At 65.2% G+C, this 13,990-nt stretch carries 14 protein-coding genes; 8 read left to right on the top strand and 6 right to left on the bottom strand.

The window, feature by feature from the left end; genetic code table 11:
• The first annotated feature begins 17 nt into the window (after positions 1-17).
• The gene (gene surE, locus HL671_RS10245) at positions 18-785 is read left to right on the top strand and encodes a 5'/3'-nucleotidase SurE (protein ID WP_172236333.1); all 768 of its coding nucleotides are present in this window, start codon (positions 18-20) and stop codon (positions 783-785) included.
• On the opposite strand, the gene HL671_RS10240 is transcribed toward surE, so the two are convergent.
• Positions 777-1,172, bottom strand: a complete 396-nt coding sequence (locus HL671_RS10240) for a response regulator (protein ID WP_012044447.1) — start codon at positions 1,170-1,172, stop codon at positions 777-779. The two genes, surE and HL671_RS10240, sit on opposite strands and share 9 nt — an antisense overlap.
• A 277-nt stretch (positions 1,173-1,449) precedes the next feature.
• Here HL671_RS10240 and HL671_RS10235 point away from each other — a divergent pair, with 277 nt between their 5' ends.
• A complete protein-coding gene (locus tag HL671_RS10235; RefSeq protein ID WP_012044446.1) occupies positions 1,450-2,097 on the top strand; it encodes a protein-L-isoaspartate(D-aspartate) O-methyltransferase in 648 nt (215 codons plus the stop codon).
• Between the two features lie 107 nt (positions 2,098-2,204).
• Positions 2,205-3,659, top strand: coding sequence for a LysM peptidoglycan-binding domain-containing M23 family metallopeptidase (locus HL671_RS10230; RefSeq protein WP_172236332.1), 1,455 nt, complete (start codon positions 2,205-2,207; stop codon positions 3,657-3,659).
• 185 nt (positions 3,660-3,844) lie between these two features.
• Here the strand turns inward: HL671_RS10230 and HL671_RS10225 are convergent, their stop codons facing one another.
• Positions 3,845-4,849 (bottom strand): ATP-binding protein, encoded by a 1,005-nt coding sequence (locus HL671_RS10225; protein WP_041750797.1) that lies wholly within the window; start codon positions 4,847-4,849, stop codon positions 3,845-3,847.
• A 200-nt stretch (positions 4,850-5,049) separates the two neighbouring features.
• Here HL671_RS10225 and yajC point away from each other — a divergent pair, with 200 nt between their 5' ends.
• The 5 genes from yajC to HL671_RS10200 all read left to right on the top strand — a co-directional run bounded on the left by yajC (position 5,050) and on the right by HL671_RS10200 (position 9,412).
• The gene (yajC, locus tag HL671_RS10220; RefSeq protein WP_012044443.1) at positions 5,050-5,406 is read left to right on the top strand and encodes a preprotein translocase subunit YajC; all 357 of its coding nucleotides are present in this window, start codon (positions 5,050-5,052) and stop codon (positions 5,404-5,406) included.
• A 92-nt stretch (positions 5,407-5,498) separates the two neighbouring features.
• The gene (gene secD, locus HL671_RS10215; RefSeq protein WP_012044442.1) at positions 5,499-7,100 is read left to right on the top strand and encodes a protein translocase subunit SecD; all 1,602 of its coding nucleotides are present in this window, start codon (positions 5,499-5,501) and stop codon (positions 7,098-7,100) included.
• 8 nt (positions 7,101-7,108) lie between these two features.
• Positions 7,109-8,116 (top strand): protein translocase subunit SecF, encoded by a 1,008-nt coding sequence (gene secF, locus HL671_RS10210; RefSeq protein WP_012044441.1) that lies wholly within the window; start codon positions 7,109-7,111, stop codon positions 8,114-8,116.
• 49 nt (positions 8,117-8,165) lie between these two features.
• Complete coding sequence (locus HL671_RS10205; protein ID WP_012044440.1) at positions 8,166-8,549, top strand: Mth938-like domain-containing protein; 384 nt, start codon at positions 8,166-8,168, stop codon at positions 8,547-8,549.
• Positions 8,546-9,412: a phytoene/squalene synthase family protein gene (locus HL671_RS10200; protein WP_012044439.1), complete on the top strand. Its 867-nt coding sequence runs from the start codon at positions 8,546-8,548 to the stop codon at positions 9,410-9,412. The genes HL671_RS10205 and HL671_RS10200 overlap by 4 nt, the downstream gene beginning before the upstream one ends.
• A 67-nt stretch (positions 9,413-9,479) precedes the next feature.
• On the opposite strand, the gene HL671_RS10195 is transcribed toward HL671_RS10200, so the two are convergent.
• The 4 genes from HL671_RS10195 to trmFO form a co-directional block, all read right to left on the bottom strand.
• On the bottom strand, positions 9,480-10,166 hold the full coding sequence (locus tag HL671_RS10195) for a TauD/TfdA dioxygenase family protein (protein WP_012044438.1): 687 nt from the start codon (positions 10,164-10,166) through the stop codon (positions 9,480-9,482).
• 242 nt (positions 10,167-10,408) lie between these two features.
• Entirely contained in the window at positions 10,409-11,299 is an 891-nt protein-coding gene (locus HL671_RS10190) for a TauD/TfdA dioxygenase family protein (RefSeq protein WP_012044437.1), read from the bottom strand.
• Positions 11,300-11,367: 68 nt separating this feature from the next.
• Positions 11,368-12,468, bottom strand: coding sequence for an AMP-binding enzyme (locus HL671_RS10185; RefSeq protein WP_012044436.1), 1,101 nt, complete (start codon positions 12,466-12,468; stop codon positions 11,368-11,370).
• A 7-nt stretch (positions 12,469-12,475) separates the two neighbouring features.
• Positions 12,476-13,909 carry a methylenetetrahydrofolate--tRNA-(uracil(54)-C(5))-methyltransferase (FADH(2)-oxidizing) TrmFO gene (trmFO, locus tag HL671_RS10180; protein ID WP_172236331.1) on the bottom strand — a complete coding sequence of 478 codons (1,434 nt, stop codon included), beginning with the start codon at positions 13,907-13,909 and terminating at the stop codon, positions 12,476-12,478.
• Between the last annotated feature and the right edge of the window lie 81 nt (positions 13,910-13,990).

Here is a 13,990-nt window from a genome sequence, read left to right as displayed (position 1 = left end):
GCGATGAAAGGGTGGTCATGCGGATTCTCTGCACCAATGATGACGGGATCCATGCACCGGGTCTCAAGGTGATCGAGGAGATCGCGCGCGCTCTGTCCGATGACGTCTGGATCGTCGCTCCCGAGCTCGACCAGAGCGGCGTGTCGCATTCGCTCTCGCTCAATGATCCGCTGCGGCTGCGCGAGGTCGGTCCGCGGCACTTTGCCGTGCGCGGCACGCCGACCGACTGCGTCATCATGGGCGCCCGGCATATCCTCGGGGCCAAGCTGCCCGATCTGGTGCTGTCGGGGGTGAACAAGGGACGCAACGTCGCCGAAGACGTCGTCTATTCCGGGACCATCGCCGGCGCGCTCGAAGGGACCATTCTCGGCTTGCCCTCCTTTGCGCTCTCTCAGGAGTTCAGCATCGCCACCCGTGACAAGCCGTCCTGGGACACCGCCCTGAAATTCGGGCCGCAGATCGTGCGCAAGGTGCTCGAAGCCGGCGTGCCCAGGAACACGGTGATCAATGTGAATTTCCCGGCCTGCGCGCCGGATGAGGTCAAGGGTATCGTCGTCACCCGCCAGGGCAAGCGCAATCTCGGCTTCCTGAAGGTCGACGAACGGCGCGACGGCCGTGGCAATCCCTACTTCTGGATCGGCTTCGATCGCGCTGCAGCTCTCGATGTTCCGGACGAGGGGACGGATCTTGCCGCTTTGGCGGCCCGTTACGTGTCGGTGACGCCGCTCCGCCTCGACCGGACCGACGAGGCGTTCTCCGGCAAGCTCACGACGATCCTAGGCTGAGGTCGAGCCCTGAGGGGCGGCGCCCCGCAGGGCCTGCTCGATGGCCTTGCCCAGCGTCTCCAATTGGAACGGCTTCTGCAGAGCCGGGCGATCGCGATACTCTTCGGGGAGGCCGGACGAGCCATAGCCCGTTGCGAAGATGAAGGGGCGGTTGCGCCCCCTGATCACGTCGGCGACCGGGGAAATGACCTTGCCGTTGACGTTGACGTCCAGGATCGCGACGTCGAAATAGGTGCTCTCGGCAAGCCGCATCGCCTCGCCGATTTCGCCGGCTTCAGCCGCCACGGTGTAGCCGAGCTCTTCAAGCATGTCGGCCACCATCATCCGAATCATGACTTCGTCTTCAACCAGAAACACAGAGCCGCGTGGCGGCCGCGGTGCAGTCATGATGTCAGTCCTTGCCCATACCTGATGTGACGCTCGCAAATACCGGGTCGATGCGCAACGTCAACTGCGTGGTCCTTGCTGGTCGCGGCCCTGCGGCGCGGGCAAATTCGCCTTCGACGGTCAACACGCCCGACCGGACTTGGTTCCTCCGAGGGGGAACGGATTTTCGGTTCGCGACCGGCAGGGCACCCGTGGTTGTGTCGGGTCGTGAGGAAAAACGGTGCGCGACGTCAAGGCGACGTCTAAATTGACGCCGGCCCAACAAGCGACAGCACGAATGCCTCCGACTGCCCCGCCCGAGAAGATGATGTTCCAGCTGACGCTGCGTCGGCGGGGAATTAGCGACCAGGCGGTCCTGCGCACGATGGAGGAGGTGCCGCGGGAGGAGTTCGTTCTGCCGGCTGATCGGGCCGAGGCCTATCGCGACAGCGCGATGGCGATCGCCTGCGGACAGACCATCAGCCAGCCTTTCGTCGTCGCCTACATGACCGAGCAGCTGAAGCTGCAGAAGAATCACCGCGTGCTCGAGATCGGCACCGGGTCGGGATACCAGGCGGCGATCTTGTCGCGTCTGTGCGCCAACGTCCTGACGGTGGAGCGATTCCGCACGTTGGCCGACAAGGCGCGGGAGCGGCTGGAGAAGCTCAACTGCTTCAATGTCGAGGTCATGCTGGGCGACGGTTATGCGCTGCCCCCAGGGGCCGGCCAATTCGACCGTATCATCGTCACCGCGGCGATGGACCAGATTCCACAGAGCCTGCTCGACCGGCTGGAGCCGGACGGTATCCTGATCGCGCCAGTGGGACCGCAACACGGGGTGCAGACGCTGGTGCGGGTCACGCGGACGGGCGATCATTTCGACCGGAAAGAGCTCGTCGACGTGCGATTTGTGCCGGCTATTCCGGGGATTGCACGCGAACTTTGAGGCAGCGGATCAGCAGGCCGCACAACGCTTTATTCGCGGCTTAAGCGCTTATTTACCGCGGCTGTGTTTACTCAAATTCGTTGTTTGTTGCGTACGAGTGAGTAACCATGCCCGCTATCGTCGAGTTGCCTCGCTCGCGCCGCCTGCCGCAGTTCGCGGCGCTGGCGCTGATGTCATTCGGCGTTGCCGGCTGCAGCGCCGATATGTCGACGCGGCTGTCGCAAGCGCAAAATCCCTTTTCGAATCCCTTCGCCTCCGACGCCACCGGTTCGGTGCAGGCGCCCCCGCGGCAGCATCAGCCGGTCGCTCAGCAATACACGCCCGCACCTGCGCCGGCCCCCACTTATTCGTCCTCGGCGCTGCCGCCGCCGGCGGTCGCCACGCCGCAATCCTATCCATCCGGCGGCGGGTCTGGAGGCGTGTCGGGCGGCGGGCGCGGCGTTGCGTCCTATGTGCCGCCGGCGGCGGTCCCGGCGGCAGCGCCGCAACCGGCTTACGCCCAGCCGACCCATTCCTATGCGCCGCCGGCGCAGCCGCAGCTCGAGACCACGGGGGCCGTGCCGCCTCGCTCGGTTGCCGCGGCGCGTCCGACGGGAGGCACCAAGATCATCGTCGGGACCAGCGATACGCTCGAGATCCTGGCCAAGCGCTACCGGGTGAGCCCGGCTGAGATCCTTGCGGCCAATGGCTACAAGGGCCCGCGCGCGCTGTCGCCGGGGCAGCAGCTGATCATTCCGCATCCGGGCGCGGTCGCTGCAGCGCCGGCGGCTCAGCCCGTCGCGACGCCCGTGGCTGCGGCGCCGGTCGCGCCGAAGCCGGTGGCGGTTGCAGCAGCCACGGCCCCGTCCACCGTGCATTTCGTCAATCGCGGCGAGACGCTTGCCAGCATCGCGCGCCAGAACCATCTGACGCCGGCCGAGCTCGCCCGCGCCAACAATCTCGATCAGGCTTCGCCCTTGAAGCTTGGTGCCAGGCTGACCGTCCCTGCCAAGGCCGCTGCTGTGGCTGCACCCGTGGCTCCGGTCGCAACCGTTCCCCAGGCGGTTGCGACCGTGCCGGCCCCGGCGCCGACCACCCGGGTGGCGGCGGCGGGTCCGGTCCAGACCGCTCGGCTGGCGCAGGCCAATCCGGCGCCTGAGAAAGAGGAGGAGCCGGCGCGCCCGGCCGAGACCACCAGCTCGCTGCCGACCTTCCGCTGGCCGGCACGGGGCAAGGTGATCACGAGCTACGGCGCCAAGACCAACGGCAAATCCAACGATGGCATCAACATCGCAGTGCCGGAGGGCACGCCGGTGAAGGCCGCCGAGGATGGCGTCGTGGCCTATGCCGGCAACGAGCTGAAGGGATATGGCAATCTGGTCCTGGTGCGGCATTCCAACGGCTATGTCACCGCATATGCCCATGCGAGTGAGCTGATGGTGAAGCGCGGTGATCCGATCAAGCGCGGCCAGGTCATTGCCAAGTCGGGTCAATCGGGAGAGGTCGGATCGCCGCAGCTCCACTTCGAGATCCGCAAGGGATCGTCGCCGGTTGACCCGCTGCAATTCCTCAACGGGGCGTGAGGCCGGCGAGCTGTCGCCTCTGGGAAACTGTCATCGTCCGCGCAGGCGGACGGCTTAGTAGACACCGGCTGCTCGGGACGCATGAACGTCCCGGCGCACTGCATGCCCGCCTGCGCGGGGCATCCCAATTTTGAGATCGAGGCGGTGTGCCTCCCACGGCCTGCGCGGGATGACAACCGAGATTGCTATTTCGCGCTCAGCCTTACGCCGAGACGACCTGCCAGATCCTGCGTGAATTGCCAGGCGACACGGCCGGACCGCGAGCCGCGCGTGGTCGCCCATTCCAGCGCCTCGCGCTCCAGCGCCTCATCATCCACCTTGATGGCGAAATGGCTGCAATAGCCTCTGACCATTGCAAGGTATTCGTCCTGGCTGCAGCGGTGGAAGCCGAGCCACAGGCCGAAGCGATCCGACAGCGATACTTTTTCCTCGACGGCTTCCCCCGGATTGATGGCGGTGGAGCGCTCGTTCTCGATCATCTCGCGGGCGAGCAGATGGCGCCGATTCGACGTCGCGTAGAGGATGACGTTCTCGGGGCGGCCTTCGATGCCGCCTTCGAGCACAGCCTTGAGCGACTTGTAGGAGGCATCATTGCCGTCGAAAGAGAGATCGTCGCAAAACACGATGAAGTGGAACGGCGCCGCGCGCAGGATGTCCATCAGGGCCGGCAGGCTCTCGATGTCCTCGCGGTGAATCTCGATCAGCTTCAGCCGGTCGGCCGGCTTGCGGGTGGCGTTGATGCTGGCGTGGGCGGCCTTCACCAGAGAGGACTTGCCCATGCCGCGCGCACCCCATAGCAGCGCGTTGTTGGCGGGCAGGCCGTTGGCGAAGCGCTCGGTGTTCTCGATCAGGATGTCGCGCATCCGGTCGATGCCCTTGAGCAGATCGATCTCGACGCGACTGACGCGCGGCACGGTCGAGAGCCGGCCGTCCGGATGCCAGACGAAGGCGTCGGCCGCATTCAGATCCAGTGCCGGCGCCGCCGCGGTACGGGTGGCTGCCAGATGCGCCGCAATCGCCTCCAGCGCCGTGGCGATCCGCTCCCGCGTGTCGGCGGGAGCAGGGCCGCCGGGACGTTTTGCCGCGACTTTTGCAGGCTTTTGCACTGCGGCCTTGGGACGCTTGGCGAGCGCTCTGAGCACGGTTTTGGCGGAGGCGGGGGACGGGGCTTTGGCTGGTTTTTTCGGCATGCTGCAAGTTCCTGATGGGGCAGCCATATCGGGCCGCGCCGGCGGCCGCAAGCCAAGGAAATGAAGGGGCTCTGCGCCTTGCTATTGGGACCACGGCCGCTATATTCCGCGCCAAATTCACAAAGGCCGGCCCGCGCTGACCGCCGCGGTTCGCCGGCTATTCCTGTCTCACCGGGCACTGGCCCACGAGGATCGACCGCATGCTGATTACCCCTGCCTATGCCCAGGCCGCCGGCGCTGGTGACACCAACAGCATGCTGATGTCGCTGCTGCCCTTCGCGCTGATCTTCGTGATCATGTACTTCTTGATCCTGCGGCCGCAGCAGAAGAAGGTCAAAGAGCACGCCGACTTGGTCAAGAACGTCCGCCGCGGCGACACGATCGTGACCCAGGGCGGCCTGGTCGGCAAGGTCACCAAGGTCGTCGACGACGATCAGGTCGAGTTCGAGATTGCCGACGGCGTCCGCGTGCGCCAGATGCGCCAAATGATCACGGGCGTGCGCACCAAGGGCGAGCCGGCCAAGGCCGACGCCAAGGACGAGAAGGCGGCGAGTTGAGTTCAGGCTTGCCGGCGCCAATCCGGCCGGCGGTCTGATCTTCGTCTGATGTTCTGATTTTCGGGCCGGCTCGGCCCTTATGGACAACCTCCATGTTGTATTTCACGCGGTGGAAGGCGCTGGGCATCATTCTCACGGCGCTCGTGGTGTGCCTGTGCGCGGTGCCCAACTTCTTCCCCGAAGCGACGGTCAAGACTTGGCCGGCCTGGGCGCAACGCCATATCGTTCTCGGTCTAGACCTGCAGGGCGGCTCTTATCTGCTGCTCGAAGTCGACTCCAACTTCGTCAAGAAGGAGCGGCTCGATGCCGTGCGGGACGACGTTCGTCGGACGCTCCGCGATGCCAAGATCGGCTATACGGGGCTGGTGAGCCGGGGAGACGGCGTCGAGGTCCGGATCACCAAGGACACGGACGCTCCGACCGCATTGTCCAAATTGCGTGAGCTCTCCCAGCCACTCGGCGGCCTGCTGGGCTCCAGCGGCCAACGCAGCCTCGAGGTCAGCGATGCCGGCGGCGGCCTCATCCGACTGACGATTCCGCAGGCCGCGATCACCGAACGCATCCGCCAGACCATCGAGCAGTCGATCCAGATCGTCGAGCGCCGCGTCAACGAACTCGGTACCGTAGAGCCGGTCATCCAGCGCCAGGGCACCGACCGCATCCTGGTGCAGGTTCCCGGCCTGCAGGATCCCACTCAGCTCAAGGATCTGCTCGGCAAGACCGCGAAGATGGAATTCCGCATGGTCGACACCTCGGTGCCGCCCGACCAGGCGTTGCAGGGGCGGGTGCCGCCGGATTCCGAAGTCCTGCAGAGCGCATCGCCGCCCAACCAGCCCTATGTCGTTAAGAAGCAGGTGCTGGTCTCCGGCGGTGATCTCTCGGACGCGCAGACCGGCTTCGACCAGCGCACCAACGAGCCGATCGTGACCTTCCGCTTCAACTCGGCCGGGTCGCGCAAATTCGCGCAGGCGACCACCGAGAATGTCGGGCAGCCCTTCGCGATCGTGCTCGATAACAAGGTGATCTCGGCGCCGGTCATCCGCGAACCGATCACCGGCGGTTCGGGCCAGATCTCCGGCAATTTCACCGTGCAGTCCGCCAATGAGCTTGCGATCCTGCTGCGCGCCGGCGCGTTGCCGGCGCCGCTGACAGTGATCGAGGAGCGCACCGTCGGTCCGGGCCTCGGCGCCGATTCGATCGCCAAGGGCGAGCTCGCCTCCTATGTCGGCTCGATCCTGGTCATCGTGTTCATGCTGGTGACCTACCGGCTGTTCGGCGTGTTCGCCAACATCGCCGTCATCATCAACGTCGCCATGATCTTCGGCGTGCTGTCGCTTTTGAATGCGACGCTGACCTTGCCGGGCATCGCCGGCATCGTGCTGACGGTCGGCATCGCCGTGGACTCCAACGTGCTGATCTATGAGCGCATCCGCGAGGAGCTGCGCGGCGGCCGCAACGCCATCTCGGCGATCGACGCCGGCTTCAAGCGCGCGCTGGCGACCATTCTCGACTCCAACATCACGACCTTCATCGCCGCCGCCGTGCTGTTCTACATCGGCACCGGCCCGGTGCGCGGCTTCGCCGTGACCTTGGGCGTCGGCATCCTCACCACGGTCTTCACCGCCTTCACGCTGACGCGTCTGATCGTCGCGTGGTGGGTGCGGTGGAAGCGGCCGCAAAGCGTGCCAATCTAGGAGCTACTGTGACACACTGGGTTCTTATCGGGCTTGGCATCCTGATCGCGGTGCTGACGGTGGTCAGCGCGCTCGGCCTGCTGCCGTCGCTGCGCATCGTCCCCGACGATACGCATTTCGATTTCACGCAGTTCCGCCGCATCAGTTTCCCGATCTCGGCGACGCTGTCGATCATTGCCATTGTGCTGTTCTTCACGCACGGCTTGAACTTCGGCATCGATTTCAAGGGCGGCACGCTGCTCGAAGTCCGCGCGAAATCGGGGACTGCCGACATTGCCAGCATGCGGAGCGAGCTGTCCAAGCTCAATCTCGGCGAGGTCCAGCTGCAGCAGTTCGGCGGTCCGGCGGATGTCCTGATCCGCTTCGCCGCGCAACCGGGCGGCGACAGCGCGCAGCAGGAGGCCGTCAACAAGGTGCGCGGCGCACTGGGCGATACGGTCGATTATCGCCGCGTCGAGGTGCTCGGTGCGCGCGTGTCGGGCGAACTGCTGGCGATGGGCATGCTCGGCCTGATGCTCGCGATCGTGTCGATCCTGATCTATCTCTGGTTCCGGTTCGAATGGCAGTTCGCGCTCGGCGCCATGATCGCCAACGTCCACGACATCGTGCTGACGATCGGCTTCATGTCGATCAGCCAGGTCGATTTCGACCTCACCAGCATCGCGGCGCTGCTGACCATTCTCGGCTACTCGCTCAACGACACCGTCGTCATCTACGACCGGATCCGCGAGATGCTGCGGCGCTACAAGAAGATGCCGATGCCGCAGCTGCTCAACGAATCGATCAACTCGACGCTGTCGCGCTCGATCATCACCCACGTCACGGTGACCCTGGCGCTGCTGGCGCTGCTGCTGTTCGGCGGCACCGCGATCCACAGCTTCACCGCCGTCATGATGTTCGGCGTCGTGCTGGTCGGCACCTACACCTCGATCTTCATCGCGGCGCCGATCCTGATCTATCTCGGCGTGGGAACCGTGCGCGGCGATCAGGTCGACGAGCCGAAGAAGAAGCCTTGATGGGACGCCAGCCATTGGACCCGGATCGGGGCTGAAAGGTTGGTCTTGCATGGCGGCTTCCGGGGACGCTCCACACTTTCCGCGATCGGCGTCGATCGACGGCTATGGCAAAGGCGGTTTCGCCTTTGCAGACATGTCGCATCGCGGCTCGCTGTTGTGCCTGCCGGATTCGATCTGGGCCTGGGACGTCACCCAGCCGAGCCAGATCGACCGCTATGCGCTGCAGCGGGTCTTCGATGCCGCCAACAAGATCGACACGCTCATCGTGGGAACCGGCACCGAGGTCTGGATTCCGCCGGCGCCGTTGCGCACGGCGCTGCGCGGTGTCGGTATCGTGCTTGATGCGATGCAGACCGGGCCCGCGATCCGCACCTACAATGTCATGATCGGCGAGCGGCGGCGTGTGGCCGCTGCGCTCATTGCCGTGCCATGAGCGAAACCAGCGCCAGCACCGACGCTGCGTTCTGCGCCAGCCTCGTCCGCGAGCATGATTTCGATCGTTACGCGTCGACGCTGTTCGTTGCGCCGGAGATCCGGCGTGCGTTGCTGTCGCTCTACGCCTTCAATGTCGAGGTAACCCGGATTCGCGATGTCGTGTCACAGCCGCTGCCGGGCGAGCTACGCCTGCAATGGTGGCACGATACGCTGACAGGCCAGGAACATGGCGGTGTCGAAGGCAATCCCGTCGCCGCTGAACTGCTGTTGACGGTGCAGCGCTTCGCCCTTCCGGTCGATCGCCTCACACGCCTGATCGACGAGCATCAGTTCGATCTCTACAACGATCCGATGCCCACGATGGCCGCATTGGATGGCTATCTCGGCGACACGCGCGGAGCGCTGTTCGCGCTGGCTGCACGGATCGTCGTTGGCGCGGTGGCCGACATCGATCATCTCGCTCATCATGCCGGACTTGCCCAAGGCATCCTGCACCTGATCGCCTCGTTGCCCCGGGATGCCGCCCGCCGGCAGTTGTTCATTCCGCTCGATCTCCTCGCCCGGCATGGGCTCGGCCAGGAGCAGGTGTTCGCTGCCAAGGCCACGCCGGTGATCCGGGCCATGCTGGCCGAGCTGCGTGGGCAGGCCCGGCAGCATCTCGATCACACGCTGGAACTGGCGCGCGAGGCGCCAGGCGGGGTGCGACCGGTGCTGCTGCCGCTCGCGCTCGTCAGCCGCGATCTGGTGCGGGCGGAGCGCCGCATCGACGCCGATCCATTCCAGCCGCAGCTCCGCTCGCGTCTGGCAACGCTCTGGACGCTGTGGCGCGCCGCGCGATCGCCGGCCTTTCGGGAGCGCTGACCTCAAGGCGCACGTCACTGTTGAGCCCGATTGGTCCGGAGACTGGTTCCCATCTCCGGATCATCGTTCAAACAGTCGACAGCGCGTTCCAGAGCGGGGGACTGTGCCAGAGCCTCGGCAGGTCCGAAGCCTCGCGCCGGTGGATCGTGCAGCGCGTGTCCCACACAACGAAGTCGCCCGGACGGCAGGTGTGAGCCCAGGTGAATTCGGGCCGCTCCGCGATCTGCCAGAGATCGTCGAGCAGCGCGTCCGATTCGGCGCGGTCGAGTCCGGCAATGATGGCGTGATGGCGGTGTCCGAGCGCCAGCATCGACCGGCCGGTGTCGGGATGCGGAGCAACCAGCGGATGAACTGCGCTGGCGAAGGTGGTGTGACAACCGTTCGCTTCGGCGGCCAGATGACGAATCTTCAAATGAGCGACGCGGCTGCGCAGTGCCGGCGAAAGCGCATCATAGGCTGCGTACAGGCTGCAGAATGTCAGCCTGTCCCCCGACAAAGTGCTGGGCGACGTGTAGGCGAGATCGGCATGGCCAAAGCGACGGCTGAATACCGCGATGTCGCGCTCGCTGAGACGCTGACCGCGGACCAGCAGGACCTGATGCTTGAGCAGCGCGCGCATGAAGGACGCGAATGCCCAATCGTCGAACGATTTGAGATCGACATTGCAGGCCTCGGCACCGAGCGCCTTTCCCATCGGGATGACCTGGATGAGGCCGCTTTCTGCGTTCCGGGCAGCGTTGCTTCTGAGACTCACTTGTGCCATCTCCCAAGTTTCACCAGCCCCGCAAATCAATCACTGTAATTTGTCGGGGGTGTTTCGGCTCGGAGGCAATTCGCGGAAGGATCGCGGCACGATCTGCCGATTGTCGGCACAGTCTGCCGCTCTGAGTCGGAAATTGGACGCTTCAAGGCGACGCGCGAGGAAATATCGAGCAACCTGCAATTCATTTGCAGGCAATGCGATGCCTGATCATGCAGATCTGGCGCGCGAGCGAATCACTGCGGGCGCTCTGTTCCCTTGATCTGGGTTCGGTGCATGATTCGCCGCGCCTGATCGTCGAACGGATCGCGTCGATGCATCGTGGAGCGGTTGTCCCAGATGACGAGATCGCCAACCTGCCAGACGTGCTCCCAGGCGAACTCCGGGCGCGCGACATAGGTCCATAATTCATCAAGCAGCGCTTCCGACTCGGCGAGCTCCAGGCCGACCAGATAGGCGTTGCGCCGGCGGCCGAGATACAGCATCTGCCGGCCGGAATCCGGATGCGTACAGACCAGCGGATGCACAGCGCCCGGCGAGCTCCGCGGATCATCCGTCGGCGTCACGCCCTGCCGCACGAAGCCGCCGCTGTTGTAGGTGCCGTCGTGCTTGATCTTGAGATCCGCGATGCGATGCTTCAGTTCGGTCGGCAGCGCGTCGTAGACCGCGTACATGCTGCAGAACGAGGTGTTGCCGCCGACGGGAGGAATCTCCAGCGCATAGAGCGCGCTCGCGATCGGCGGCGTCTCGAGATAGGACATGTCAGTGTGCCACACGGCCTCGCCTGCGCCGAGGCTGCCGATCGCCTCGCCGTTCACCTTCACATTCGAGACGATATAGATTTCCGGGAGGCCCTCGACGAAGCGCCGGCCATTCTCCTGCACTGGCGCCCAGTCGAGATCGCCGAAGCGGCGGCTGAAGGCGATCAGATCCTGGTCGGACAGGTGTTGTCCGCGGACCAGCAGTACGGAATGAGTGTGGAAGGCGCGAAGCACGGCGGCGAAGGCCGCGTCGTCCAGTTGCCGGAGATCGACATTGCGGATCTCGGCTCCCAACGACCGGTCCGTCGGAACAATCTCGATATTGGCTGACCGAGCGGCCGGGGGCATGCGGGTCTCAACATTCATGGCCAGATCCTCCCAACGGATGGCGTTGCTCGGCAGATTATAGCGGAAGAACCGCGAAGTTTCGCCGCTCAGGCCGAGGGCAGCTTCAGGTCTGCCTCGAAATTGAATCGATCGCGCAGGTTCTTTCGGGAGTCGAGGATGTCCTTGAGGAACGCGCGGTCGCTGTCGCTCGTGATCATCGGCTCGATCAGGTCGATCTGGTTCATTGCAACCAGCTGCAGCAGCTCGGTGCGCGGCCTGCCGCTGGCGTCGCGTGGCAGCGCATGGACGACCTGAATATGCTCCGGCGGCTTCGGCCCCTTGGCGGATGCCAGCTCGCTCTGCAACTGAGCTTCGAGCCCAGGCTGCTCCGCCTCGACGAAGGCATAGAGGCCGACGCCGGTCCGGCGATCCGCGAAGGCGACGATCGCAGCGTCGCGCACGGCCGGGTTCTTGCGGATCATGTCCATCAGCACCGGCGCATCGTTCACGAGGCGCCGTCCACCGCCCTCGCGGTCGGTGAAATTGAAGATGCCGCGGGTGATCGCGCGGTAGACCTTCTTGCCCGTCATCAGCCAGACCCGCGCGAACAGCGATTTGCGCGCCAGGATCTTGCGCTCTCGTGGCGTCAGCGCCTCGGGCGCGTAGCTGCGCTTGTGCTTGAGGAGATGACGGAGGTCCTCATAGGCCGCGATCCGGAACAGGCGGCTCCGGCGCGAGAAGCATGCGGCGAGCTGGAAGTCGGTCACGTAGCAATGGCCGTCATGGCCGACCAGCCAATTCTGCTCCTTGGCGAGGTCGTTGTGGGTGATGCCGGCGCGATGCAGCCGGCGCATCATCTGCTTGGCCGAACGGAAATAGGCGACGTTGCCGTGCGGCTTGGCCAGATGCAGCGCCACGCCGTTGATGAAGCCGCGCACCAGCGCCCGGTCGCCCGCCCACAGCAGGTCGGGACCGGCATTGAGGCCCTTCGCGCGCATCAGCGCCTTGCGCTCGCGGGCGAACAAATGGCGCGCCAGCACGAACGACCACCATGGCACCTCGTCGAGCCGGCGCAGCACCGCGTCGACCTCGCCGGCATCGCTCTTGAAGCGGCCGCGCTCGACCGTCGAGAACACGTCGCGTTTGAGCAGGACGCCCTCGCTCCAGCGCGCTGACAGCAGGGCAGAGTCAGTCTTCGGCAAGCTCATCGCACTCTCATGCAGCCGCGGCGACGCGCAGGTGTTCGGCGATCCAGCCATCGAGATCTGCCAGCGCGCGGGCGCTCAGCGCCTGCTTCTTCGCGACGGTCTTCTCATTGCCCTTCAATCGGCTGCCATCGGGCTTTCGGGTCGGCGCCACCGCCAATGGTGGGAACAGGCCAAAATTGATGTTCATCGGCTGAAAGGAGCGCGTCGCGCCGTCGATCGTCTCGATATGCCCGCCGGTGATGTGGCCGAGCAGGGCGCCGAGCGCGGTGGTGGCGGGGGGCGGCGACAGGCCTGTGCCGCGCGCTTCCGCAGCCGCGTACAATCCGGCGATGAGACCGATGCTGGCCGACTCGACATAGCCCTCGCAGCCCGTCATCTGGCCGGCAAAACGAAGCCGCGGCTGAGCGCGCAGACGCAGCTGCGCATCGAGCAATTTCGGCGAGTTGAGGAACGTGTTGCGATGCAGGCCACCGAGCCGCGCGAATTCGGCGTTCTCGAGCCCGGGGATGGTGCGGAAGATCTGCTGTTGCGGGCCGTATTTCAGCTTCGTCTGGAAGCCGACCATGTTGTAGAGCGTGCCGAGCTTGTTGTCCTGGCGCAGCTGCACGATGGCATGCGGCTTGACTGTCGGGTTGTGCGGATTGGTCAGGCCGACCGGCTTCATCGGACCATGGCGCAGCGTCTCATGGCCGCGCTCGGCCATCACCTCGATCGGCAGGCAGCCGTCGAAATAGGGCGTGTTGGTCTCCCAGTCCTTGAAGTCGGTCTTCTCGCCGGCGAGCAGGGCCGCAACGAATGTGTCGTACTGGTCCTTGGTCATCGGGCAGTTGATGTAGTCGGCGCCGGTGCCACCGGGGCCGACCTTGTCGTAGCGCGACTGGAACCAGGCTTTGGACATGTCGATCGTGTCCCTGTGCACGATCGGCGCGATGGCATCGAAGAAGGCGAGCGCGGTCTCGTCGGTCAGGTCGCGAATCGCTTCGGCCAGCGGCTGAGAGGTGAGGGGGCCGGTGGCGATGATGACATTGTCCCAGTCGGAAGGCGGCAGGCCGGTGATCTCGCCGCGCCGCAGTTCGATCCGCGGATGCCCGTTCAGAGCGGCGGCCACGGCTGCCGAAAAGCCCTCACGGTCGACCGCCAGCGCTCCGCCGGCCGGAACCTGGTTTGCGTCGGCCGCGCGCATGATGAGGGAGCCCAAGCGGCGCATCTCGGCATGAAGCAGGCCGACGGCGTTGTTGGCGGCATCGTCCGAACGGAACGAGTTGGAGCAGACAAGCTCTGCCGGCGTCGCAGTCCGATGCGCCTCGGTCATGCGGTCCGGCCGCATCTCGTGCAGAACGACGTCCACACCCGCTTCCGCGAGCTGCCACGCAGCCTCGGATCCGGCCAGCCCGGCGCCGATCACGTGAACGGTATTCGAAGATGATTTGGTCCCTGTCATGCGCGGGACAGGTAGCGCTTTTCCCGGCGGCTGCAAATGCAACTGTGCGATTCAGCGCAAGAAACCGGGCGCCTGTGTCAA

This window comes from Bradyrhizobium denitrificans, assembly GCF_013179005.1.
GTDB lineage: Bacteria > Pseudomonadota > Alphaproteobacteria > Rhizobiales > Xanthobacteraceae > Bradyrhizobium > Bradyrhizobium denitrificans.
The sequence above is the reverse complement of the archived record's forward strand: the minus strand, read 5'-3'. Positions and strand labels throughout refer to the sequence as shown.

Coding starts and splice junctions, on each gene's coding strand:
- surE (WP_172236333.1), top strand. CDS start 18: ATGCGGATTCTCTGCACCAATGATGACGGGATCCATGCACCGGGTCTC.
- HL671_RS10240 (WP_012044447.1), bottom strand. CDS start 1,172: ATGACTGCACCGCGGCCGCCACGCGGCTCTGTGTTTCTGGTTGAAGAC.
- HL671_RS10235 (WP_012044446.1), top strand. CDS start 1,450: ATGCCTCCGACTGCCCCGCCCGAGAAGATGATGTTCCAGCTGACGCTG.
- HL671_RS10230 (WP_172236332.1), top strand. CDS start 2,205: ATGCCCGCTATCGTCGAGTTGCCTCGCTCGCGCCGCCTGCCGCAGTTC.
- HL671_RS10225 (WP_041750797.1), bottom strand. CDS start 4,849: ATGCCGAAAAAACCAGCCAAAGCCCCGTCCCCCGCCTCCGCCAAAACC.
- yajC (WP_012044443.1), top strand. CDS start 5,050: ATGCTGATTACCCCTGCCTATGCCCAGGCCGCCGGCGCTGGTGACACC.
- secD (WP_012044442.1), top strand. CDS start 5,499: ATGTTGTATTTCACGCGGTGGAAGGCGCTGGGCATCATTCTCACGGCG.
- HL671_RS10205 (WP_012044440.1), top strand. CDS start 8,166: ATGGCGGCTTCCGGGGACGCTCCACACTTTCCGCGATCGGCGTCGATC.
- HL671_RS10200 (WP_012044439.1), top strand. CDS start 8,546: ATGAGCGAAACCAGCGCCAGCACCGACGCTGCGTTCTGCGCCAGCCTC.
- HL671_RS10190 (WP_012044437.1), bottom strand. CDS start 11,299: ATGAATGTTGAGACCCGCATGCCCCCGGCCGCTCGGTCAGCCAATATC.
- HL671_RS10185 (WP_012044436.1), bottom strand. CDS start 12,468: ATGAGCTTGCCGAAGACTGACTCTGCCCTGCTGTCAGCGCGCTGGAGC.
- trmFO (WP_172236331.1), bottom strand. CDS start 13,909: ATGACAGGGACCAAATCATCTTCGAATACCGTTCACGTGATCGGCGCC.